At 64.7% G+C, this 21,634-nt stretch carries 21 protein-coding genes; 4 read left to right on the top strand and 17 right to left on the bottom strand.

Annotation, left to right across the window (positions count from 1 at the left end; genetic code table 11):
- Positions 1 to 57: 57 nt before the first annotated feature.
- From clpB to rluD, 3 genes are all read right to left on the bottom strand, one after another.
- Entirely contained in the window at positions 58 to 2,622 is a 2,565-nt protein-coding gene (clpB, locus tag DFS21_RS07250; protein ID WP_023631670.1) for an ATP-dependent chaperone ClpB, read from the bottom strand.
- 267 nt (positions 2,623 to 2,889) lie between these two features.
- Entirely contained in the window at positions 2,890 to 3,630 is a 741-nt protein-coding gene (pgeF, locus tag DFS21_RS07245) for a peptidoglycan editing factor PgeF (protein WP_111532043.1), read from the bottom strand.
- Entirely contained in the window at positions 3,627 to 4,589 is a 963-nt protein-coding gene (rluD, locus tag DFS21_RS07240) for a 23S rRNA pseudouridine(1911/1915/1917) synthase RluD (RefSeq protein WP_110604838.1), read from the bottom strand. The genes pgeF and rluD overlap by 4 nt, the downstream gene beginning before the upstream one ends.
- 149 nt (positions 4,590 to 4,738) lie before the next feature.
- Here rluD and DFS21_RS07235 point away from each other — a divergent pair, with 149 nt between their 5' ends.
- Together DFS21_RS07235 and DFS21_RS07230 are read left to right on the top strand one after the other, a co-directional pair.
- Positions 4,739 to 5,758, top strand: coding sequence for an outer membrane protein assembly factor BamD (locus DFS21_RS07235; protein ID WP_046854166.1), 1,020 nt, complete (start codon positions 4,739 to 4,741; stop codon positions 5,756 to 5,758).
- A 94-nt stretch (positions 5,759 to 5,852) separates the two neighbouring features.
- On the top strand, positions 5,853 to 6,083 hold the full coding sequence (locus tag DFS21_RS07230; protein ID WP_023632576.1) for a PP0621 family protein: 231 nt from the start codon (positions 5,853 to 5,855) through the stop codon (positions 6,081 to 6,083).
- Positions 6,084 to 6,111: 28 nt separating this feature from the next.
- Here DFS21_RS07230 and thiO read toward each other — a convergent pair whose 3' ends face one another.
- The 5 genes from thiO to pilV are packed head-to-tail and all read right to left on the bottom strand — an operon-like array spanning position 6,112 to position 9,121.
- Positions 6,112 to 7,209, bottom strand: a complete 1,098-nt coding sequence (thiO, locus tag DFS21_RS07225; protein ID WP_111532042.1) for a glycine oxidase ThiO — start codon at positions 7,207 to 7,209, stop codon at positions 6,112 to 6,114.
- A gap of 53 nt (positions 7,210 to 7,262) precedes the next feature.
- The gene (locus tag DFS21_RS07220) at positions 7,263 to 7,661 is read right to left on the bottom strand and encodes a type IV pilin protein (RefSeq protein WP_111532041.1); all 399 of its coding nucleotides are present in this window, start codon (positions 7,659 to 7,661) and stop codon (positions 7,263 to 7,265) included.
- A 1-nt stretch (position 7,662) separates the two neighbouring features.
- Positions 7,663 to 8,133, bottom strand: coding sequence for a hypothetical protein (locus DFS21_RS07215; RefSeq protein WP_111532040.1), 471 nt, complete (start codon positions 8,131 to 8,133; stop codon positions 7,663 to 7,665).
- A complete protein-coding gene (locus tag DFS21_RS07210; RefSeq protein WP_111532039.1) occupies positions 8,130 to 8,765 on the bottom strand; it encodes a pilus assembly protein PilW in 636 nt (211 codons plus the stop codon). The genes DFS21_RS07215 and DFS21_RS07210 overlap by 4 nt, the downstream gene beginning before the upstream one ends.
- A complete protein-coding gene (gene pilV, locus DFS21_RS07205; protein WP_110700069.1) occupies positions 8,762 to 9,121 on the bottom strand; it encodes a type IV pilus modification protein PilV in 360 nt (119 codons plus the stop codon). The genes DFS21_RS07210 and pilV overlap by 4 nt, the downstream gene beginning before the upstream one ends.
- 141 nt (positions 9,122 to 9,262) lie before the next feature.
- On the opposite strand from pilV, the gene DFS21_RS07200 reads away from it, so the two are divergent.
- The gene (locus DFS21_RS07200; protein WP_250888470.1) at positions 9,263 to 9,709 is read left to right on the top strand and encodes a GspH/FimT family protein; all 447 of its coding nucleotides are present in this window, start codon (positions 9,263 to 9,265) and stop codon (positions 9,707 to 9,709) included.
- A 1-nt stretch (position 9,710) separates the two neighbouring features.
- Here DFS21_RS07200 and ispH read toward each other — a convergent pair whose 3' ends face one another.
- From ispH to murJ, 6 genes are all read right to left on the bottom strand, one after another.
- On the bottom strand, positions 9,711 to 10,658 hold the full coding sequence (ispH, locus tag DFS21_RS07195; RefSeq protein WP_102682157.1) for a 4-hydroxy-3-methylbut-2-enyl diphosphate reductase: 948 nt from the start codon (positions 10,656 to 10,658) through the stop codon (positions 9,711 to 9,713).
- 14 nt (positions 10,659 to 10,672) lie between these two features.
- Entirely contained in the window at positions 10,673 to 11,110 is a 438-nt protein-coding gene (locus DFS21_RS07190; RefSeq protein WP_023629753.1) for a peptidylprolyl isomerase, read from the bottom strand.
- A complete protein-coding gene (gene lspA / locus DFS21_RS07185) occupies positions 11,103 to 11,618 on the bottom strand; it encodes a signal peptidase II (protein WP_102682158.1) in 516 nt (171 codons plus the stop codon). Before lspA ends, DFS21_RS07190 begins: the two co-directional genes overlap by 8 nt.
- Positions 11,611 to 14,442, bottom strand: a complete 2,832-nt coding sequence (gene ileS, locus DFS21_RS07180; RefSeq protein ID WP_111532038.1) for an isoleucine--tRNA ligase — start codon at positions 14,440 to 14,442, stop codon at positions 11,611 to 11,613. Before ileS ends, lspA begins: the two co-directional genes overlap by 8 nt.
- Entirely contained in the window at positions 14,439 to 15,389 is a 951-nt protein-coding gene (gene ribF / locus DFS21_RS07175; protein WP_111532037.1) for a bifunctional riboflavin kinase/FAD synthetase, read from the bottom strand. The genes ileS and ribF overlap by 4 nt, the downstream gene beginning before the upstream one ends.
- 118 nt (positions 15,390 to 15,507) lie before the next feature.
- On the bottom strand, positions 15,508 to 17,046 hold the full coding sequence (gene murJ / locus DFS21_RS07170) for a murein biosynthesis integral membrane protein MurJ (protein WP_102682161.1): 1,539 nt from the start codon (positions 17,044 to 17,046) through the stop codon (positions 15,508 to 15,510).
- Between the two features lie 250 nt (positions 17,047 to 17,296).
- On the opposite strand from murJ, the gene rpsT reads away from it, so the two are divergent.
- Positions 17,297 to 17,575, top strand: a complete 279-nt coding sequence (gene rpsT, locus DFS21_RS07165; RefSeq protein WP_023533220.1) for a 30S ribosomal protein S20 — start codon at positions 17,297 to 17,299, stop codon at positions 17,573 to 17,575.
- A gap of 224 nt (positions 17,576 to 17,799) precedes the next feature.
- On the opposite strand, the gene DFS21_RS07160 is transcribed toward rpsT, so the two are convergent.
- Genes DFS21_RS07160 through DFS21_RS07150 form a run of 3 tightly spaced genes read right to left on the bottom strand, consistent with a single transcriptional unit; the run spans position 17,800 to position 21,362 of the window.
- Positions 17,800 to 20,100 (bottom strand): PqiB family protein, encoded by a 2,301-nt coding sequence (locus tag DFS21_RS07160; protein WP_110700077.1) that lies wholly within the window; start codon positions 20,098 to 20,100, stop codon positions 17,800 to 17,802.
- On the bottom strand, positions 20,093 to 20,716 hold the full coding sequence (locus DFS21_RS07155; RefSeq protein WP_102682163.1) for a paraquat-inducible protein A: 624 nt from the start codon (positions 20,714 to 20,716) through the stop codon (positions 20,093 to 20,095). The genes DFS21_RS07160 and DFS21_RS07155 overlap by 8 nt, the downstream gene beginning before the upstream one ends.
- Positions 20,703 to 21,362 (bottom strand): paraquat-inducible protein A, encoded by a 660-nt coding sequence (locus DFS21_RS07150; protein WP_102682164.1) that lies wholly within the window; start codon positions 21,360 to 21,362, stop codon positions 20,703 to 20,705. The genes DFS21_RS07155 and DFS21_RS07150 overlap by 14 nt, the downstream gene beginning before the upstream one ends.
- Positions 21,363 to 21,634 lie beyond the last annotated feature (272 nt).

The raw sequence follows: 21,634 nt of genomic DNA, 5'->3' as shown, positions 1-21,634 counted from the left end.
GCCGGACAGCACACATAAAAAAGCCCCGCTGACGCGGGGCTCTTCGTTTACTGCGGGTCAGCCAAAGACGATCTCGTCGCCCTCCACCTTCGCGGTGATCGCCGCACCCGGCAGGAACTCGCCCGCCAGGATCAGCTGCGCCAGCGGGTTCTCGATCCAGCGCTGGATCGCACGCTTCAATGGCCGTGCGCCATACACCGGGTCGTAACCGACGGCGATCAGCTTGTCCAACGCCTCCGGGCTCAGGCTCAGCGACAGCTCGCGCTCGGCCAGGCGACCACGCAGGCGGCCAAGCTGGATCTCGGTGATACCGGCGATCTGCTCGCGGCCCAGCGGTTCGAACACCACCACTTCGTCGATGCGGTTGATGAACTCCGGGCGGAAGTGCGCGCCCACCGCGTCCATCACTGCCGCACGCTGCGCTTCGCGGTCACCGGCCAGTTCCTGGATCTGCGCCGAGCCCAGGTTGGAGGTCATCACGATCACGGTGTTGCGGAAGTCCACGGTACGGCCGTGGCTGTCGGTCAGGCGACCATCCTCCAGCACCTGCAGCAGCACGTTGAACACATCCGGGTGGGCTTTCTCCACCTCGTCGAGCAGCACCACCGAGTACGGCTTGCGGCGCACGGCTTCGGTCAGGTAACCGCCCTCTTCATAGCCCACATACCCTGGCGGGGCACCGATCAACCGCGCCACGGAGTGTTTCTCCATGAACTCGGACATGTCGATGCGCACCATGGCCTCTTCGGTGTCGAAGAGGAACTCGGCCAGCGCCTTGCACAGCTCGGTCTTGCCCACCCCGGTGGGCCCAAGGAACAGGAACGAACCACTCGGGCGGTTGGGGTCGGACAGCCCGGCGCGGGAACGGCGCACGGCGTTGGCCACGGCGGTCACCGCCTCGTCCTGGCCGATCACCCGTTCGTGCAGCAGGCTTTCCATCTTCAGCAGCTTCTCGCGCTCGCCTTCGAGCATCTTCGCCACCGGGATGCCGGTCCACTTGGACACCACTTCGGCAATCTCTTCCTCGGTGACCTTGTTGCGCAGCAGCTGGTTGTCGGTCTTGCCGTGCTGGTCGACCATCTGCAGGCTGCGCTCCAGGTCCGGGATCACCCCGTACTGCAGCTCGGCCATGCGGCTGAGGTCGCCCTTGCGGCGGGCGGCTTCCAGTTCCTGGCGGGCCTGCTCGATCTTCTGCTGGATCTGCGCCGAACCTTGCACCTCGGCCTTTTCCGAGGCCCAGATTTCTTCGAGGTCGGAATACTCGCGCTCCAGACGCTCGATTTCCTCGGTCAGTTTTTCCAGGCGTTTCTTCGCCGCTTCGTCTTCTTCCTTCTTCAGCGCCTGGGATTCCACCTTCAGCTGGATCAGGCGACGGTCGAGGCGGTCGAGCACCTCCGGCTTGGAGTCGATCTCCATGCGGATGCGGCTGGCGGCTTCGTCGATCAGGTCGATGGCCTTGTCCGGCAGCTGACGGTCGGTGATGTAGCGGTGGCTGAGCTTGGCCGCGGCAATGATTGCGCCGTCGGTGATGGCCACCTTGTGGTGCACTTCATAGCGCTCTTTCAGGCCGCGCAGGATGGCGATGGTGTCTTCCTCGCTCGGCTCTTCGACCAGCACCTTCTGGAAACGGCGCTCGAGGGCTGCGTCCTTCTCGATGAACTGGCGGTACTCGTTGAGCGTGGTGGCGCCTACGCAGTGCAGTTCGCCACGGGCCAGGGCCGGCTTGAGCATGTTGCCGGCGTCCATGGCGCCCTCGCCTTTACCAGCGCCGACCATGGTGTGCAGCTCGTCGATAAACAGGATGATCTGGCCTTCCTGCTTGCTCAGTTCGTTGAGCAGGCCTTTGAGGCGCTCTTCGAACTCGCCGCGGTACTTGGCGCCGGCGATCAGCGCGCCCATGTCCAGCGCCAGCAGGCGCTTGCCCTTGAGGCCATCGGGCACTTCGCCGTTGATGATGCGCTGGGCCAGGCCTTCGGCGATGGCGGTCTTGCCCACACCGGGCTCACCGATCAACACCGGGTTGTTCTTGGTACGGCGTTGCAGCACCTGGATGGTGCGGCGGATCTCGTCGTCACGGCCGATTACCGGGTCGAGCTTGCCTTCCTCGGCGCGCTTGGTCAGGTCGACGGTGTACTTGTCCAGGGCCTGGCGCGATTCCTCGGCGTTGGCGTCGTTCACTGCCGCGCCGCCGCGCAGGTTGTTGATGGCGTTTTCCAGGGCCTTCTTGCTCACGCCCTGGCCGAGCAGCAACTTGCCGACCTTGCTGTTCTCGTCCATGGCGGCGAGCAGCACCAGCTCGCTGGAGATGAACTGGTCACCCTTCTGCTGGGCCAGGCGGTCCGCCTGGTTGAGCAGGCGCGCCAGGTCCTGGGACATGTTCACGTCGCCGGTGGGGTTCTGGATTTTCGGCAGCTGGTCGAGCTCTTTGGTCAGCGCCTTGCGCAGGCTGTTGACGTCGAAGCCGACCTGCATCAGCAGCGGCTTGATCGAGCCGCCCTGCTGGTCGATCAGCGCCTGCAGCAGGTGCAGGGGCTCGATGGCCGGGTGGTCCATGCCCACGGCCAGGGATTGGGAATCGGATAACGCGAGTTGCAGCTTGCTGGTCAGTCGGTCTATTCGCATGGGGGATACCTTCCTTTAAAGGGCAGGCGGAGCGATGGACAGCACCTGTAATGATGAACCTGCCTGAGATGACCAATAGATAAGGGTGATTCTGGAAGATTCAAGCGTAGCGGGGTTGACGGAGGTCAGCAGGGTGGTGGTGGGATTGATATTGCCGGGGCTGCTGCGCAGCCCAATCGCCGGCAAGCCGGCTCCCACAGGGGCAGTACAGACTTTGGCATGTGGGAGCTGGCTTGCCAGCGATTGGGCCGCGAAGCGGCCCCAGGCTCAGCGAGGGCTGAGCCACACCAGTGAAGCAAACCGCCCCCCCTGAGGGGTGCGGCGGTAGGAGAAAAAGCGCGGATCACTGACAGTGCAGAACCCACCGCCATACACGGCAGTAACACCGCATGCCGCCAGGCGAATTCGCGCCAGCTGGTAGATATCGGCCATCAGCTTGCCCGGCCGCTCGCCGTCGACGAACGCCACGGCTGCCTCTGGATGCACGGCGGTAAAGGCATCGCGCACCTCCATGCCCACCTCGAACGCCTGCGGTCCGATGGCCGGGCCCAGCCACACCAGCACCTCTTCAGGTGGCAGGGCCAGGCGGTCGAGGGTGGCTTCCAGCACGCCACCGGCCAACCCGCGCCAGCCGGCATGGGCGGCGGCCACGCGGGTGCCGGCGCGGTCGCAGAACAGGGCCGGCAGGCAATCGGCGGTCATCACGGTGCAGGCGATGCCCGGCTGGTCGCTCCAGCTGGCGTCGGCCTCGGCGACCACGGCGGGATCGGCATCGGCCACCACCAGCCCGTGCACCTGCTTGAGCCAGGCGGGCTGGATGGCGAATTCGTCGCTCAGGCGACGACGGTTCTCGGCAACCGCAGCGGGGTCATCGCCCACATGATCGCCAAGATTGAAGGATTCATAGGGCGGCAGGCTGACGCCGCCCTCGCGGGTGGTGACACAGGCGCGTACCGAGGCCGGGGCCGGCCAGTCGGGAATGATCAGCGCCTGCGTCAGGCCACTCATCCGATGAAGCTCTCGCGGTCGTCGTTGAGCAGCGACAGCAGCCAGAGGAAGTCGTCCGGCAGCGGCGAGGCCCATTCCATGCGCTCACCGGTGGTCGGGTGATCCAGGGCCAGGAAGCGGGCGTGCAGGGCCTGGCGCGGGAAGTTCTTCACCGCCTCGACCATGGCCACGCTGGCGGCCGGCGGAATGCGGAAGCGCACGCCGTAGGTCTGGTCGCCGACCAGCGGATAGCCCACATGCGCCATGTGCACACGGATCTGGTGGGTACGGCCGGTCTCCAGCTTGACCCGCACATGGGTGTGTGAGCGGAAGCGCTTGAGCACGCGGTAGTGGCTGACGGCTGGCTTGCCGCCATCGGTGACCGCCATGCGCTGGCGCTCGCCGCCGTGGCGGCCGATCGGGGCGTCGATCTTGCCACCGGCGATCACCACGCCGACCACGATGCACTCGTAGATGCGGCTGACCGAGCGCTTCTGCAGCTGGTCGACCAGGTTGGTCTGCGCCTGCAGGGTCTTGGCCACCACCATCAGGCCCGTGGTGTCCTTGTCCAGGCGGTGCACGATACCGGCGCGCGGTACGTTGACGATGTCCGGCACATGGTGCAGCAGGGCATTGAGCAGGGTGCCATCGGGGTGCCCCGCCGCCGGGTGGACCACCAGCCCGGCCGGCTTGTTGATCACCAGGATCTGGTCATCTTCATAGACGATGTCCAGCTCGATGTCCTGAGCCACCCATTCGCCCTGGGCCTCCTGCTCGGCCTCGAGGGCCAGGATGGAGCCGGTGTGGACGGTGTCGCGCGGCCGCAGCACCGCGCCATCGACGGTCAGGCGGCCATCTTTGATCCACGAGGACAGGCGCGAACGCGAGTACTCGGCGAACAATTGGGCGGCGACCTGGTCGAGGCGTTGGCCGCCCAGTTCGGACGGGACCTCTGCGCTAAGTTGAATGATCTCGGACATGCTCGAATCGACGGGCGTTCAGCCTTTGGTTTCGGCTGCGCGCTTGTGGTTAAATACGGCTTCTTTTGCCCCGGGGTTTGGCCGGGGGCGCTCATCATAACAGGACGGCACCGCCCAAGACAGCGGCCGTCAAAGGGACGCAAGCCGCCATGCAAGTGAAACACCTGCTGCTGATCGCCATCCTCGGGCTCACCGCTGCCTGTTCCTCGAACAAGGAAGTCATTGACGAGAACCTCAGCGAGGCCGAGCTGTACCAGCAGGCGCAGGCCGACCTGGACAACTCCAGCTATACCAGCGCCGTGAACAAGCTCAAGGCCCTGGAGTCGCGCTACCCGTTCGGCCGCTACGCCGACCAGGCCCAGCTCGAGCTGATCTACGCCAACTACAAGAACTCCGAGCCCGAGGCCGCCAAGTCCGCCGCCGAGCGCTTCATCCGCCTGCACCCGCAGCACCCGAACGTCGACTACGCCTACTACCTCAAGGGCCTGACCTCGTTCGACCAGGACCGCGGCCTGCTGGCGCGCTTCCTGCCGCTGGACATGACCAAGCGTGACCCGGGCGCCGCCCGCGACTCGTACAACGAATTCGCCCAGCTGACCAGCCGCTTCCCCAACAGCCGCTACGCCCCGGACGCCAAGCAGCGCATGATCTACCTGCGCAACCTGCTGGCCTCCTACGAAATCCACGTGGCCAACTACTACCTGAGCCGCGAGGCCTATGTGGCCGCCGCCAACCGTGGCCGCTATGTGGTGGAGAACTTCCAGGAAACCCCGTCGGTGGGTGACGGCCTGGCGGTGATGGTCGAGTCGTACCAGCGCATGCACCTGGACGAACTGGCCGCCACCAGCCTCGAGACCCTCAAGCTCAACTACCCGGACCACCCGAGCCTGGTCGATGGCCAGTTCGTCACCAAGGTCGACGAAAACGGCAACCGCTCGTGGCTGTCCAAGGCCACCCTGGGCCTGATCGAGACCAAAACCCCGCTGCCGCCGGGCGAGACCCGCGCCAACCAGGACGTGGTCAAGCAGTTCCAGGACGCCCGCTCCGAGATGCCCGAGGAGCTGCTGCCCAAGGACGAGAACGGCGACCCGATCCTGCCGGAAGGTCCGAAGGAAGCCGAGAAGGACCGCAGCTGGTTCAGCTACATGACCTTCGGTCTGTTCGACTGATACGTCGCATGCGAAGAAAGGGAGGCCCGAGGCCTCCCTTTTTTATTGGCCGCGTCCTAGACTGTCGCCTTCTTCATTCGACAAGCTGGACACCATGGTTCGCCTACTTTTCTGGATCGCCCTGATCGCCGCCGCGTTCTGGCTGTGGCGCAAGTTCAAGACCAGTCAGCAATCGCCTGCCGAACCGCGCCTGCAGGACCCGCTGCAGATGGTGCGTTGCGCCCATTGCGGCGTGCACCTGCCCAATGACCGGGCGTTGCAGTTGGGCAAGGAGTGGTATTGCAGCCAGCAACATCTGGAGCAAGGGCCGGGGCAACAGCGCTAAGCAAGGCGGCAGGGCGGGCACGACGAACTTACCCCAGCCGCCCTTTAGGCGCATACGGCGCCGGATCGATGATCGGCGCACGCCCCAGCAGCAGGTCGCTGAACAGTTGGCACGACGCCGGCGCCAGCACCAGCCCGTTGCGGTAATGCCCGCAGTTCAGCCATAGCCCCTCATGCCCCGGCACCGCGCCAATGTAAGGGATGCCTTCCGGCGACCCAGGGCGCAGGCCAGCCCAGTGCCCCACCAACTCGGCATCTGCCAGCGCCGGCAGCAGCTCCACCGCAGAAGCCTTCAGACTCTCAAGTGCATCCGCGGTCGGGGTCTTGTCGTAACCGGCATGCTCCAGGGTGCTGCCGACCAGGATATGCCCGTCGCGACGCGGGATCGCGTAGCGGCCCTTGGCCAGGACCATGCTCGGCAGAAAGTCCTCGGCGCACTTGAACAGGATCATCTGCCCTTTCACCGGCTCCACCGGCAGGCTCAGGCCCAAAGTCTGCAGCAGATCGCCGCTCCAGGCACCGGCACTGAGCACCACCTCGTCGGCAGCCAGCACACCCTGCTCGGTACGTACCCCGGCGACACGCCCGCCTTCATGGACAAAACCGCTGATCTGGCAATGCTCGCGCAGGGTCACGTTGGGCAGCGCCAGCAGCGCCGCCTTGAGCGACTTCACCAGCCGCGGGTTGCGCACGTTGGCCACACCCGCCATGTACACGGCGCGGCGGTAGCCCGCTCCCAGCACGGGCACCGCGTCATAAGCAGCCGAGATATCCACGGCGCTGAGCGGCCGTTGCTCACGCGCCGCCCAGGCCAGCGCCTCGGCTTCGTCGTCCAGGTCCAGCCAGTACAGCCCGGTGGTGTGGACCTCCGGGTCGATGCCGGTGCTGGCGAACAGACGCTCGCCCAGCTGTGGATAAAAATCCTGCGACCAATGCGCCAGCGCCGTCACCGCCGGGCTATAACGCCAGGGGTACAACGGCGAGACGATGCCGCCACCGGCCCAGGACGACTCACGCCCTACTTCGCCCTGGTCGCACACCACCACCCGGTCGACATCCGCCGCCAGGTTCAACGCCGTCAGCAGGCCGATGACGCCACCGCCGACAATCACTACTTGCTTGCTCATCGTTCGATCCAACACCTGAAGTAATTCCACGGTGCGCGGGCACCTTTTGATCTTCAGCTTCCCCAGCATGTCTGCTCGTCTTCGCTGCCGCCTGGGTTGTCACGCACGCCAGCGTGATCGAGGCGGAAGTCGCCACAGCGGTCGCCTGCCATGAACGTCTCCGTCACACGGCGGGCAAGCAAAGTGAAAGCGTCTTCGTCGCGCTGAGCCTGCAGGCGGTAGTAGCGGCTGCCAGCCGACAACACCGTGACGAGTTGCTCGGTGTCGGCGTAGCCGCCGACATACGCGCGATGCTGTTCCAGGCGCAGCGCCGCTTCCTGCAGCAGCCCGACCACCTCGCCGCGCGCGGCACGCCGTAGCTGGTCGCTGTAACTGGGGTAGGCAATGGCTGCCAGCATGCCGATCAGCGCCACGACAATCAATAATTCGATCAGACCAAGGCCCCGTTGCATGTCAGCCCTCCTCCAGGCGCTGCCGCCAGCTGATGCGTCCGATACTGCCCTGCCCGTCCACGGCATAGACCGCTTCCAGGAATTGTCGGCCACGCACCTGGCGGCTCAGCGCCGTGATCCGTACCAGGTCGACCCGCTCGTCCTGTGGCAGGCCGACAGCACGGAGTGTTTGCCCCAGGTGCTGGAGCAGCACGTAGCCACTGTCGGTGGTTCGCCACGGCGCGACAGGCGATGCCCTCGGCAGCTCAGGCGGCAGGCAGTCAAGACACAACGCAGGCAACCCGCCTTGCAGCAACGCGGCCCCTTCCACCAGGCTGGCTTCGGCCTGTTCGAAGGCCTGCGCCCTGCGCCATTGTTCGCCGACCTGCCGCGCCTGCAGCAAGGCCTCGCGCATGCCCAGCGCGGTCAGCAGGCCAAGCAGCAGGCTGAGGCTCAGGGCCAGCAAGAGCACCACGCCACGCTGGCGAATCATGCGCCAGCCCCAGGATTGCGCACGGCCACACTCAGGAAATGGCGCTGCTCCAGCCGGTGATCACGGTCCTGCATGAGCAACTCGATGTCGACGCGACCGTCGCCCTGACGCACCCGCAGGGCCCGGACATTATCGACCAGGCTGGCGTGCTGGGCGTTGCTGGTGAACAACAGGCTGCCATTGCGCACCCGGTAGGTAACCCGGCGCACCGGCAAGGCCAGCTGGGCATCGCCAGGTACATGCTGCCCACGCTGGACCCGCGCCCAACTGCGACAGTCGGTAAGCACGGTCCAGTCCCGCGCGCCGAGCAATCCCGGCAGCTCGGCGCCTACCAGCGTGAGGCTGTCAGCGTTGACCTCGATCGGCCTGGCGAACGCTAGCGCAGCCTGCGGATCGGCGAAGTCCGCCGCCTCAAGGCGCAGGCAGCCGAACATGCCCGCCATGCGGATATCCTCGGCCAGGCGCTGCAGGACCAGGCGCGCATCGTCCTGCAGCCTCGCCACCGCGCCTTGCAGCCGCCAGGCCTGATAGGCCTGGCCGAACAACTGGCCCGCCGCCACCAGCAACAATGACCCCAGGGCCACGGCCAGCAACACCTCGACCAGCCCGGCGCCCGCTTGCCCGCGTTTCATGGCAGTACCTTGCCCTGCAACTGCAAGGCCGGGCGGCCCTCTGCCTGGGCCGGCCAGTTCACCTGCAGCTCCAACATGCCGGCGTGGCGCCTGATCCGCCCCTGTGCCGAGGCGCCAAGCACCTGGGTGACCCGCGAGCGCCAGGCACTCTCCTCCCCCGCTTCGAGCGTGCCGCTGGCCCTCACCCGCTCGAGCATGCCCTGAGCCAGTTGCAACGCCTGACCGTCGCGCCGGGCGCTCTCGGCCGCCTGCATGCCACGCACCTGCATGGCCGCTGCGGCGAACACCCCAAGCGCCAGCACCGTCATCGCCAGCAGCACCTCCAGCAGCGTCATCCCGCCGTCCTTCGCTCGCATCGTCGCCCTCCTGGGATCTTTCCTCGCCGTCTGCCCGAACCGGCTGACTGGCGCCTCGCGTGGCCAGGCCGGAAGCTACAGCGAAGCACTTCCAGGGAGGAATGCACGGTGAAGCAACAAGGCGTAACACTGCTACAAATGATGTGCGCATTGACGATTGGCAGCCTACTGACACACCTGGGGGCAACGTCCTACGCCAGGCTCGGCGAAACCCTGCAACTGGCCGCCGTCGCCCGGGAACTGGCGCAGGCACTGCGCGCTGCGCGCAACCAAGCCGCGCTGCAACAACTGGCGCTGAAGATTCATCCATTGGAAGGTGACTGGGGCAAGGGTTGGCGTGTGTCGCAGGAGCACGACGGCCAGGTGTTGCGCGAACATCGCCTGGCCAAGCCGGTAAAGGTAGTAGCCAGTTCTGCGCGGGAGGTGCGCTTCAGCAGGCGGGGCGCACCGATAGGGGAAGGCTTTGTCGGCATCACGCTGGACATCTGCCAGCGCAGCGGGCCTGGCAGCCAGCATCAGGTGGTGCTGAGCCCCAGTGGCCGGGTCAGCCTGCGCAGCGACGAGGACCGCCGCTGTGCAGGTGACTAAGTCAGATCAGCGAGCGAACCCGCAGTTCCTTGGGCATCGAGAAGGTGATGTTCTCTTCGCGGCCGTCGAGCTCTTCGGCGCCGGTGGCGCCCCAGGCCTTGAGCTGCTCGATCACGCCACGCACCAGCACTTCGGGCGCAGAGGCACCGGCGGTGATGCCGATGCGCTGGACACCGTCGAACCAGCTGCGTTGCAGGTCCTCGGCACCGTCGATCAGGTAGGCCGGGGTGCTCATGCGCTCGGCCAACTCGCGCAGGCGGTTGGAGTTGGAGCTGTTGGGGCTGCCGACCACCAGCACCACGTCACACTCGTCGGCCAGTTGCTTGACGGCGTCCTGGCGGTTTTGCGTGGCGTAGCAGATGTCGTCCTTGCGCGGGCCACCGATGTTCGGGAAGCGTGCGCGCAGGGCGTCGATCACCCGGCTGGTGTCGTCCATCGACAACGTGGTCTGGGTGACGAAGGCCAGGTGGTCGGGGTCGTTCACCTGCAGCCTGGCAACATCGTCCTCATCCTCGACGAGGTAGATGGCACCGCCGTTGCTGGCGTCGTACTGGCCCATGGTGCCTTCGACTTCCGGGTGCCCTTCGTGGCCGATGAGAATGGTCTCACGGCCATCACGGCTGTACTTGGCCACCTCGATATGCACCTTGGTCACCAGCGGGCAGGTGGCATCGAACACCTTCAGGCCACGGCCCGCGGCTTCCTGGCGCACGGCCTGGGAAACACCATGGGCGCTGAAGATGACGATGACGTCGTCCGGCACCTGGTCCAGCTCTTCGACGAACACCGCGCCACGGTTACGCAGGTCTTCGACCACGAACTTGTTGTGCACCACTTCGTGGCGCACGTAGATCGGCGGGCCGAAGACTTCCAGGGCGCGGTTGACGATCTCGATCGCCCGGTCGACCCCCGCACAGAAGCCGCGCGGGTTGGCGAGTTTGATTTGCATGCTCGGCTCCAGGCTCACACGGCCTTCACGTCGAGGATCTGCACCTCGAAGTTCAGGGTCTTGCCAGCCAGTGGATGGTTGAAATCGATGGTCACCTGGTTATCGTCGAACGCTTTTACCACACCTGGCAGTTCGGTGTTGGCGGCATCGTTGAAGATCACCAGCAGCCCTTCGGACAGCTCCATGCCTTCGAACTGCGAGCGCGGCATCACCTGCACGTTCTGCGGGTTGTGCTGGCCGAAGGCGTTCTCCGGGGCGATGCTCAGCTTGCGCTGGTCACCGGCCTTGAAGCCGAACAGGGCGTTCTCGAAGCCCGGCAGCAGGTTGCCGTCGCCGACCTTGAACGTGGCCGGGGCCTTGTCGAAGGTGCTGTCGACGGTGTCGCCGTTTTCCAGGTGCAGCGCGAAGTGCAGGGTGACTTCGGTGTTCTGGCCGATACGGGTCTCAGTCATGGACGGCTTCCTCGGACTTCTTGCTCTTGAACATATCCAGCGCCAGCATCACCGCGCCCACGGTAATGGCGCTGTCGGCCAGGTTGAAGGCCGGGAAATAGTGGCGGTTCTGCCAGTGCACCAGGATGAAGTCGACCACATGGCCGAGCACCACGCGGTCGTACAGGTTGCCCAATGCACCGCCCAGCACCAGGGCCAGGGCCACGGCCAGCCAGGTCTCGTTACGCCCCAGACGCTTGAGCCAGACCACCAGCACGGCGCTGACCACCACGGCGATCACGGCGAACAGCCAGCGCTGCCAGCCGGAGCTGTCGGCCAGGAAGCTGAACGCCGCGCCGGTGTTGTAGGCCAGTGTCCAGCTGAAGTAGTCAGGGATGACCACAATCTGCTGGTACAGGCTCAGCGCGCCCTCGAAGTAGACCTTGGTGGCCTGGTCGAGGACCAGCACCACCAGGCTCAGCCAGAGCCAGGCAAGGCGCCCGAAACGCCCCGCGGACGCATTAGGCATAGTGGCGCACCTCGCCCGAACCGCTCAGGTTGTCGACGCAACGGGCGCAGATTTCCGGATGCTCCGGGTGGCTGCCCACATCGGCGCGGAAGTGCCAGCAACGGCCGCATTTGACATGGCCGGACTTGACCACCTTCAGCTTGAGACCTTCCACTTCGGTTGCCACGGCATCGGCCGGGGCCTGGACGAACGGCACCACGCTGGCGGCCGAGGTGATCAGCACGAAGCGCAGCTCGTCGCCGAGCTTGTTCAGGTCGGCGGTCAGGCCCTCTTCGGCGAACAGGGTGACTTCGGCCTGCAGGTTGCCACCGATGACCTTGGCGGTGCGCTGGTTCTCCAGCTCCTTGTTGACCGCGGCCTTGACCGCCATCACGCGGTCCCAGTAGGCGCGGTCCAGCTCGGCGTCGGCCGGCAGTTCCGTCAGGCCCTGGTACCAGGTGTTGAGCATCACCGACTCGTTGCGCTCGCCCGGCAGGTACTGCCAGATCTCGTCGGCGGTGAACGCCAGGATCGGCGCGATCCAGCGCACCAGCGCCTCGCTGATGTGGTACAGCGCGGTCTGGCAGGAGCGGCGGGCGACACTGTTGGCGCCGGTGGTGTACTGGCGGTCCTTGATGATGTCGAGATAGAAGCCACCGAGCTCCTGCACGCAGAAGTTGTGGATCTTCGAGTAGACGTTCCAGAAACGGTACTCGCCGTAGTGCTCTTCCAGCTCGCGCTGCAGCAGCAGGGTGCGGTCGACCGCCCAACGATCCAGGGCCAGCATGTCCTCGGCCGGCAGCAGGTCGCGGGCCGGGTCGAAGCCGGACAGGTTGGAGAGCAGGAAGCGCGCGGTGTTGCGGATGCGGCGGTAGGCGTCGGCGCTGCGCTGCAGGATCTGCTCGGAAACGGCCATCTCACCGGAGTAGTCGGTGGCGGAGACCCACAGGCGCAGGATGTCGGCACCCAGGGTGTTGTTGACCTTTTCCGGCTCGATGGTGTTGCCCAGCGACTTGGACATCTTGCGGCCGTTCTCGTCCACGGTGAAGCCGTGGGTCAGCAGCTCGCGGTACGGCGCGTGGCCGTCGATGGCACAGCCGGTCAGCAAGGAAGAGTGGAACCAGCCGCGGTGCTGGTCGGAGCCTTCCAGGTACAGGTCGGCGCGCGGGCCGGTGGCGTGGCCGATATCGTGGGAGCCGCGCAGCACGTGCCAGTGGGTGGTGCCGGAGTCGAACCAGACGTCGAGGGTGTCGGAAATCTTGTCGTACTCGCCGGCTTCATCGCCCAGCAGTTCGGCGGCATCCAGCTTGAACCAGGCCTCGATGCCTTGCTGCTCGACGCGCTTGGCCACTTCTTCCATCAGCTCGACGGTACGTGGGTGCAGTTCACCGGTCTGCTTGTCCAGGAAGAACGGGATCGGCACGCCCCAGTTGCGCTGACGCGAGATGCACCAGTCCGGACGGTTGGCGATCATCGAGTGCAGGCGCGCCTGGCCCCAGGCCGGAACGAACTTGGTCTCTTCGATGGCCTTGAGCGAGCGCTCGCGCAGGTTGTCGCCGCTGGTGGGCTGCTTGTCCATGCCGACGAACCACTGCGCGGTGGCGCGGTAGATCAGCGGGGTCTTGTGGCGCCAGCAGTGCATGTAGCTGTGGCTGATGGTTTCGGTGTGCATCAACGCGCCGACTTCGCTGAGCTTGTCGACGATGGCCGGGTTGGCCTTCCAGATGAACTGGCCGCCGAAGAACGGCAGCGACTCGACGTACACGCCGTTGCTCTGCACCGGGGTGAGGATGTCGTCGTTGACCATGCCGTAGCGCTTGCAGGTGACGAAGTCATCTTCACCGTAGGCGGGCGAGGAATGCACCACGCCGGTACCGGCGCCCAGCTCGACGTATTCGGCCAGGTAGATCGGCGACAGGCGGTCGTAGAACGGGTGACGGAAGTTGATCAGCTCGAGGGCCGAACCCGGGGCGGTGGCGATGACCGAACCTTCCAGGGCATAGCGCTTGAGGCACGACTCGACCAGCTCTTCGGCCAGCACCAGCAGGCGCTCGCCGGTATCGACCAGGGCGTAGGTGAAGTCCGGGTGGATGTTCAGCGCCTGGTTGGCCGGGATGGTCCACGGGGTGGTGGTCCAGATCACGATGGCGGCGGGCTTGGCCAGCGCGGCCAGGCCGAAGGCAGCGGCCAGCTTGGCCTCGTCGGCGACCGGGAAGGCGACGTCAATGGTCTGGGATTTCTTGTCGGCGTACTCGACTTCGGCTTCGGCCAGGGCCGAACCGCAATCGAAGCACCAGTTCACAGGCTTCAGGCCTTTGAACACGAAGCCTTGCTTGACCATCTCGGCCAGGGCGCGGATCTCCCCGGCCTCGTTGGCGAAGTTCATGGTCTTGTACGGGTTGTCCCAGTCACCCAGCACGCCCAGGCGGATGAACTCGGTCTTCTGCCCTTCGATCTGCTCGGCTGCGTACTCGCGGCACAGCTCGCGGGTGCGGTCGGCGGAGAGGTGCTTGCCGTGAGTGACCTCGACCTTGTGTTCGATCGGCAGGCCGTGGCAGTCCCAGCCCGGTACGTACGGGGCGTCGAAGCCCGACAGGGTCTTGGAGCGGACGATCATGTCCTTGAGAATCTTGTTCAGCGCATGACCGATATGGATCTTGCCGTTGGCATAGGGCGGGCCGTCGTGCAGGACGAACTTCGGACGATCCTTGCCAATTTCGCGCAGCTTCTGGTACAGGCCAATGCTGTCCCAGCGCTGCAGGATCTGCGGTTCGCGCTGAGGCAGGCCGGCCTTCATGGGGAAGGCGGTGTCCGGAAGGTTAAGCGTGGCTTTGTAGTCGGTCATTTCAGGCTCTTCGTTAGCGGTTGAGCGTGCCAGTGGGCACGTGCGGCGGCGATGTCCGCGTCGATCGCCGACTTCAGCGCCTCCAGGGAGGCGAAACGCTGCTCTTCACGCAGCTTGTGGTGGAATTCCACCGTCAGGCGCCGGCCATAGAGGTCACCGGCGTAGTCCAGGAGATGAATCTCCAGGTGAGGACGCCCGTCACCGGCAACGGTGGGGCGTACTCCGATATTACCGACACCCGGCCACTGCTGGCCGTCGATTTCGATGCTGGCCAGGTAGACCCCGGACAGCGGCACGCGACGGCGCTTGAGCTGGATGTTGGCGGTAGGGGTGCCGAGCTGGCGGGCCAGCTTCTGGCCATGCAACACGCGGCCGGTAATGCGGTACGGGCGGCCCAGCAGGTATTCGGCCAGCTCGAAGTTGCCATCGGCCAGGGCCTTGCGCACTTCGGTGCTGCTGACCCGCAGGCCGTCCTGGATGACTGTGTTGGCTGCCTCGACGCTGAAGCCATGGCGCTTGCCGGCTTCGGTGAGGAAGGCGAAATCACCGGCGCGGTCGCAGCCGAAGCGGAAGTCGTCGCCCACTTCGAGGTGGCGCACGCCCAGGCCATCGACCAGCACCGCCTTGACGAACTGCTCGGCGCTGAGCTGGCTCAGGCGCTGGTTGAACGACAGGCACAGCACCCGGTCGATGCCCTCGCCGGCCAGCAGCTCGACCTTGTCACGCAGGCGCGCCAGGCGGGCCGGCGCGGTATCCGGGGCAAAATACTCGCGAGGCTGTGGCTCGAAGATCACCACGCAGGTGGGCAGGCCGAGTTCCTGGCCACGTTCGCGCAGGCGCGCGAGGATCGCCTGGTGGCCGCGGTGGACCCCGTCGAAGTTGCCAATGGTGGCGACACAGCCCCGGTGCTCGGGGCGCAGGTTGTGAAGACCTCGAACCAGCTGCATAACGCGCTTCTTGCTCATAAAGTGGCCGATTATAACCACACCCGGGCGCTGGTGACAGGCAGCAGCGCCACCACGGGGTATGGAATGCGAAAAACCGACGCCTGACCCTTTTCGCGCCTCAGTGCAGCGCCTTGCGGGCGAAATGCCGCGGGCGGAAACCACACAGGTACAGGCAACCGAAATAGGTCACCACACCGGCGACGATCAGACCGCTCAGGCGCACGAAGCGCTCGAGCATGTTGCCCTGCTCCCAGGCCGGCATGTAGTGCATGCCCAGCAACAGCACGCCCGACATCAACGCCACTGCCAGCACCAGCTTGAGCAGGAACATCGCCCAGCCCGGTTGCGGCTGGAACAGTTGCTGGCTGCGCAGCTTCCAGTACAGCAGGCCGGCGTTCAGGCAGGCGCCCAGGCTGATCGCCAGGGCCAGCCCGGCATGGGCCAGCGGGCCGACAAGGGCCAGGTTGAGCAACTGCGTGCACACCAGCGTGAACACGGCGATCTTCACCGGTGTGCGGATATTCTGCTGCGCATAGAAGCCAGGTGCCAGCACCTTGACCAGGATGATCGCCATCAGCCCCACCGAATATGCGACCAGCGCCCGCTGGGTCATGGCTGCGTCGAAGGCGGTGAACTTGCCGTACTGGAACAACGCCACGGTCAGCGGTTCGGCGAGAATGCCCAGGGCCAGGGTGCAGGGCAGCACCAGCAGGAAGCACAGGCGCAGGCCCCAGTCGAGGATCCTTGAATACTCCTCACGGTCCTGGTTGGCGTAGGTCTTGGCCAGGGTCGGCAGCAAGATGGTGCCCAGGGCCACGCCCAGCACGCCGGAGGGCAGCTCCATGAGGCGGTCGGCGTAGTACATCCAGGACACCGAGCCGGCCACCAGGAAGGAGGCGAAGATGGTGTTGATGATCAGCGAGATCTGGCTCACCGACACCCCGAGTATGGCCGGCAGCATCTGCTTGAGCACGCGCCACACGCCGGTATCGCGCAGGTTCAGGCGCGGCAGCACGAGCATGCCGATCTTCTTCAGCGCCGGCAGCTGGTACAGCAGTTGCGCCAGGCCACCGGCCAGCACGCCCCAGGCCAGGGCCATGATCGGTGGGTCGAAGTAGGGGGTGAGCAGCACGGCGAAGGCAATCATCGCCACGTTGAGCAGCGTGGGGGTGAACGCCGGCACGCTGAAGCGGTTCCAGGTGTTGAGGATCGCACCGACCAGCGACGACAGCGAGATCAGCAATATATAAGGAAAGGTCACCCGCAGCAGCGCGGTGGTCAGCTCGTACTTCTCGGTGCTGTCGACAAACCCAGGTGCCGTGACCCAGACCACCCAGGGCGCGGCGAGGATGCCGATGACGGTGACCACGGCCAGGATCAGGGTCAGCAGGCCACTGACATAGGCGACGAAGGTACGGGTGGCCTCCTCGCCCTGCTGGGTCTTGTACTCGGCAAGGATCGGCACGAAGGCCTGGGAGAACGCGCCTTCGGCGAAGATCCGCCGCAGCAGGTTGGGCAATTTGAAGGCGATGAAGAAGGCATCGGTAGCGATGCCGGCGCCGAACACCCGCGCCAGGATGGTATCGCGCACGAAGCCGAGCACCCGGGAAATCATGGTGATGGAGCTGACCGCGGCCAGGGATTTGAGCAGGTTCATCGAAAAGTTTCACGCCAGGGGCAGAGGACGCTGCCAGACAGCGTCCGAATGTGCGATACTCCCGCGCCTTCGCAGGGGAGCCAAAAATTCCCGAGTTTACAGGTCGTGCGACAGAAAGGAATATTTCCCTCCTGTTGGCTCACCACTCGGCGGAACCTTGCAGGTGGCCTTGACATCCGATCGACTCATCGGCATGATTCGCGGCCTATTTTGTTTGCTATTTACCTAAAGTCTTTCGAGGAGCTCGACGGTGGCCAACTCACCTTCCGCCAAGAAACGTGCAAAACAGGCTGAGAAGCGTCGCAGCCACAACGCCAGCCTGCGTTCCATGGTCCGTACCTACATCAAGAATGTAGTCAAGGCCATCGACGCAAAAGACGCCGAAAAAGCGCAAGCCGCTTACGTTCTGGCTGTACCTGTAATCGACCGTATGGCCGACAAGGGTATCATCCACAAGAACAAAGCTGCTCGCCACAAAGGCCGTCTGAATGGCCACATCAAGGCACTGAAAGAAGCTGCAGCTGCCTAAGCGACGTTCTTGTCGAAAAAGCCGACCCTAGGGTCGGTTTTTTTATGCCTGTGATTTTTCTCGTTACTCGCCAAAACTGCATTAGCGTCGATGCCTTCGAGGCAACCTGCAAGCCGGCTGCCACAGAATATCGAATGGCCCAAGGCCAACGCGGTCGGCGTGGGAGCCGGCTTGTCGTGACGAAGAACCGCGGCGAAAGGGCCGCATAGCGGCCCATCCCATCATTACTTGCCGATCTGGATCTTCGGCGCCCACTGCATCCACTCATCCTCCGGCTTGTCGAACAGCGCAAAGGTCTGCTGCGGTCGCGCCGGGTTGCCCATCTGCTCGCCATCGGGCGTGGCGAAGGCAATCCCACCCTCGATCAAGGTCTCCACCGACTCGGTACGTACCGTGGCGCCCTTGAACAGCCCCCAATCGAAGCCGAACCCGCTGCTGTTCCAGAAGCGGCTGCCGCCACGCACCAATCCGGCGTAGCGAGGCTCGATAAGGATGTGGATAAGTACCCGGTCGGCGGTCTGGCCCAGTTCGAAGCCGGTGACCTTACCCACTGCGATCTCACGGTAGGTGACCGGCACGCCCGGCTTGATCGAGCCACGACGCGCCGCGCTCAAGGTCAGCGGCAGGCCGACCTCCTCGCCTTTCACCTCGGGGGCATCGCCCAGGGCGATGAAGTCACGCTGCGGCCCTTTATCCTTGAGCGCTGGCAGCACCTCCAGGTATTGGCCGCCGATCAGCGTGTCGAGATTCTGGGTACGCACCAGCCCCAAGGCAGGCTTGACCACCCAGAACTGCGTACCCACGCGGGCGATACGCTCAGCCGCCTGAGTAATCCGCGCACGGAGCAGGACCGCCTGCAGGTCGCCGGTCAGGTCGACGCTCTCTACGCTGCCCACGTCCAACCCGCGGAAGCGGATCGGCGTGCCCGGCTTCAGGCCATCGGCGCGGTCCACGCGAATGGTGATCAGGGTACCGGCACGGTTGGCCGCGTCCTGGCTTTCATGCAGGCGGAAACGCGGGATATGCCGTTTGAGTGGTACATCCGGTTTCGGCGTGTCGAAGGCGATACCGCCGGCCATGAGCGTCTGCAGCGACTCGCTCTTGACCTGGATACCCGACAGGCCACCGGTCAGGGTGATGCCACTGGCATTCCAGAAGCGCGTGGAACCGTTGACCAGGTTGGCGTATTCCTTCTCGATGTGCACGCCAATCAGGATGCGCTTGCTGTTGCGAGCGAACTGGTAGCTCTGCACGCTGCCCACGCGCACCTGGCGGTACATCACCGGGCTGCCCACTTCCAGCGAGCCCAGGGTGTCGGCGAACAGCACCATGTGCAGGCCGGGCGCCTTCAGGTCCAGTGGTGGCGCCTTGGCACGCGCCTCGAACTCGCGCAGGGGCTTGGCGCCTGGCTCGCCCGGGCGGACCGCAATGTAGTTACCCTTCACCAATGCCTCGAGGCCGGTGATACCGGCAAGCGAGATCGACGGCTTGACCACCCAGAACTGCGTGCCTTCGACCAGGTAGTCCTCGGCCAGTGGGTCGAGGGTCAGCTCGGCCGTTGCACTGGCAAGGTCATTTTCGACCTTGAGATCCTTGAGCGTGCCCACCTGGATGCCCTTGTACAGCACCGGTGTACGCCCCTTCTGCAAACCTTCGAAATCACTGAGCTTGACCTTGACGCGGATGCCGGCCTGGGCTGCGTCGAAGTCCTCGTACAAGCGGAACGGCAGGCTTGGATCGGTGGGCGGGCTGTCCTTGCGGTTCTCCGGCGTTGCAAAGGCGATGCCCCCGGCCACTATGCTCGACAGCGATTCAGTGCGCACCTTTACCCCGGACAGGTCGGCATCGATGCTGACCCCGCTGGCGTTCCAGAAACGTGTGTGCTTGCGCACCAGGCTGGCATAGGCTGGCGCGATGAACACCTTGATCTCTACCGTGCCCTGATCTTCAGACAGCCGATAGCTCTTCACCCGACCGACCTGGATTTGCTTGTAGAAGATCGGACTGTCGCGGTTGAGCGAGCCCAGTCGCTCGGCCTTGAGGGTCAGGTGCAAGCCAGGCTCGGCATCGGACAGTGGCGGAGCTTCCTTGAGCGCGGTGAAGCGCTTGGTAGGCTCCCCCTCCCCCGGATCGACGGCAATGTAGTTACCTGAAACCAGTGTCTCCAGGCCCGAGATACCTGCCAGGCTGACGCTCGGCTTGACCAGCCAGAAGCGCGTGCCCTTGGTCAGGTGCGGGCCTGCCTCCTTGCGCATCTCGACGGTGGCGACGACGCCACGGCTGTCCCCTTTGTCATCCAGCACCAGGGCGACCACCTTGCCCACCGACATGCCTTTATAGATGACCTCGGTCTTGTTGGCGACGATGCCCTCGCCACTCTCGAAGCGCACCTGGATCTCGATGCCGGCATCCTTGTAGGCTTGCCATGCCAGCCAGCCGCCGATCGCCAAGGCAATCAGCGGCAGGATCCAGATGGCCGACCAGTTCGAAGCTGGGCGGGTTTTAGCCGTAGGCAAGTCACTCATGGTCGTCATCCGACTCCGTGTTGTCCCAGATCAGTCGGGGATCGAAAGTTAAAGCGGCGAGCATCGTCAGGATCACCACAGTGGCGAAGGCGACAGCGCCCAGGTTGGCTTCGACACTGGCGATGCGGCCGAAATTCACCACGGCCACGAGAATGGCGATGACGAAGATGTCCAGCATCGACCAGCGGCCGATGAATTCGATGAAGCGGTACATCAGGATGCGCTGCCGTGCGGACAGGGGCTGGTGGCGTTGCACCGAATAGAGCAGCAGGGCGATACCCACCAGCTTGAAGGTGGGCACCAGGATGCTTGCGATGAACACCACGGCGGCGATCGGCAACATGCCGTGCTTCATCAGCGTGATGACGCCAGACATGATGGTGTCCGGGCTGCCCTGCCCCAGGGCACTGACGGTCATGATCGGCAGCACGTTGGCCGGGATATAGAGAATCATCGCCGTGACCAGCAGCGCCCAGGTACGCACGATACTGTTGGGCCGCCGAGCGTGCACCACCGCCCCGCAACGGGTGCAGGCCTGCGAGGTGCTGCCAGGCTCATGGCGGTTCAGCTCATGGCATTCATTGCAGACCAGGATGCCTGCATCAATCGCCCGCATGGACATCCTCCCCCGACAAGGCCACCCAGATCTGGTGCGGCGACATGACCACCTCGAGCCAGACCTGCACCAGCAGCAGGCTGATGAAGCAGAACAGGCCCAGGCCGATGCTCAGCTCGGCCAGGTCGACCAGCTTGACGATGGCCACCAGCACGCCCATGAAGTAGACCTCGAGCATCCCCCACTCACGCAGGTGGTGGTAGATACGATAGATCAGCAGGCCATAGCTGCGACCGAAGTCGAAACGGATGCTCAACAGCACCGCCAGCTGGCACAGCAGCTTCAGCAGCGGGATGGCCATGCTGCACAGGAACACCACCACGGCGATGCCGCGCATCTCTGAGTTGTACAGGCCGAGCACGCCACTCCAGACCGTATCGTCGGAGGTCTGACCGAGCAGGTGTAGTTGCATGATCGGCAGGAAGTTGGCCGGCACGTACAACAGCAGGGCCGTCAGCACCAGGGCGAGGCTTCGGTTGACCAGGTTGTGGCGATGGGCATAGAGCTCATAGCCGCAGCGTGGGCACAGGGCCTTCTCGTCATGCTGCAGGGTTGGCTTGCGCATCAGCAGGTCGCACTCGTGGCAGGCCACCAGTTCATCCAGCCGCAGCTGCGCGAGCGCTTCGGGTTCGACAGGGTTAGGCATAAAGGGGTTCTGAATGGATGCGTCGGCTCTATTCTAGTGTTCCGACTCGAATTGTGGGAGATGGCCATATGAGGAACTGTATCGGTGTTCGAGTCACACTTTCCATGAGCGTGGGCCCAGGGAGCGGCTGACGCGGCGCATCGCCGGCGAGCCGGCTCCTACAGTTTTTCCAGGCACAAAGACAAAACCCCTACCTGCTCGCGCAGATAGGGGTTTTGCGAAATGAATCTTGACGATGACCTACTCTCACATGGGGAAACCCCACACTACCA

It is taken from the genome of Pseudomonas sp. 2848 (assembly GCF_003253945.1).
Taxonomy (GTDB): domain Bacteria; phylum Pseudomonadota; class Gammaproteobacteria; order Pseudomonadales; family Pseudomonadaceae; genus Aquipseudomonas.
Note: the sequence above shows the minus strand (reverse complement) of the source record. Positions and strands in the feature narration are given on the sequence as shown.

What these genes read in the sequence shown, in the direction of transcription:
- thiO (WP_111532042.1), bottom strand. Translation starts at nt 7,209, where the DNA reads ATGAGCAAGCAAGTAGTGATTGTCGGCGGTGGCGTCATCGGCCTGCTG.
- DFS21_RS07215 (WP_111532040.1), bottom strand. Translation starts at nt 8,133, where the DNA reads ATGATTCGCCAGCGTGGCGTGGTGCTCTTGCTGGCCCTGAGCCTCAGC.
- DFS21_RS07230 (WP_023632576.1), top strand. Translation starts at nt 5,853, where the DNA reads ATGGTTCGCCTACTTTTCTGGATCGCCCTGATCGCCGCCGCGTTCTGG.
- pgeF (WP_111532043.1), bottom strand. Translation starts at nt 3,630, where the DNA reads ATGAGTGGCCTGACGCAGGCGCTGATCATTCCCGACTGGCCGGCCCCG.
- DFS21_RS07210 (WP_111532039.1), bottom strand. Translation starts at nt 8,765, where the DNA reads ATGAAACGCGGGCAAGCGGGCGCCGGGCTGGTCGAGGTGTTGCTGGCC.
- DFS21_RS07200 (WP_250888470.1), top strand. Translation starts at nt 9,263, where the DNA reads ATGTGCGCATTGACGATTGGCAGCCTACTGACACACCTGGGGGCAACG.
- DFS21_RS07190 (WP_023629753.1), bottom strand. Translation starts at nt 11,110, where the DNA reads ATGACTGAGACCCGTATCGGCCAGAACACCGAAGTCACCCTGCACTTC.
- murJ (WP_102682161.1), bottom strand. Translation starts at nt 17,046, where the DNA reads ATGAACCTGCTCAAATCCCTGGCCGCGGTCAGCTCCATCACCATGATT.
- clpB (WP_023631670.1), bottom strand. Translation starts at nt 2,622, where the DNA reads ATGCGAATAGACCGACTGACCAGCAAGCTGCAACTCGCGTTATCCGAT.
- ribF (WP_111532037.1), bottom strand. Translation starts at nt 15,389, where the DNA reads ATGCAGCTGGTTCGAGGTCTTCACAACCTGCGCCCCGAGCACCGGGGC.
- lspA (WP_102682158.1), bottom strand. Translation starts at nt 11,618, where the DNA reads ATGCCTAATGCGTCCGCGGGGCGTTTCGGGCGCCTTGCCTGGCTCTGG.
- DFS21_RS07235 (WP_046854166.1), top strand. Translation starts at nt 4,739, where the DNA reads ATGCAAGTGAAACACCTGCTGCTGATCGCCATCCTCGGGCTCACCGCT.
- DFS21_RS07220 (WP_111532041.1), bottom strand. Translation starts at nt 7,661, where the DNA reads ATGCAACGGGGCCTTGGTCTGATCGAATTATTGATTGTCGTGGCGCTG.
- pilV (WP_110700069.1), bottom strand. Translation starts at nt 9,121, where the DNA reads ATGCGAGCGAAGGACGGCGGGATGACGCTGCTGGAGGTGCTGCTGGCG.
- DFS21_RS07160 (WP_110700077.1), bottom strand. Translation starts at nt 20,100, where the DNA reads ATGAGTGACTTGCCTACGGCTAAAACCCGCCCAGCTTCGAACTGGTCG.
- DFS21_RS07150 (WP_102682164.1), bottom strand. Translation starts at nt 21,362, where the DNA reads ATGCCTAACCCTGTCGAACCCGAAGCGCTCGCGCAGCTGCGGCTGGAT.
- ileS (WP_111532038.1), bottom strand. Translation starts at nt 14,442, where the DNA reads ATGACCGACTACAAAGCCACGCTTAACCTTCCGGACACCGCCTTCCCC.
- ispH (WP_102682157.1), bottom strand. Translation starts at nt 10,658, where the DNA reads ATGCAAATCAAACTCGCCAACCCGCGCGGCTTCTGTGCGGGGGTCGAC.
- DFS21_RS07155 (WP_102682163.1), bottom strand. Translation starts at nt 20,716, where the DNA reads ATGCGGGCGATTGATGCAGGCATCCTGGTCTGCAATGAATGCCATGAG.
- rluD (WP_110604838.1), bottom strand. Translation starts at nt 4,589, where the DNA reads ATGTCCGAGATCATTCAACTTAGCGCAGAGGTCCCGTCCGAACTGGGC.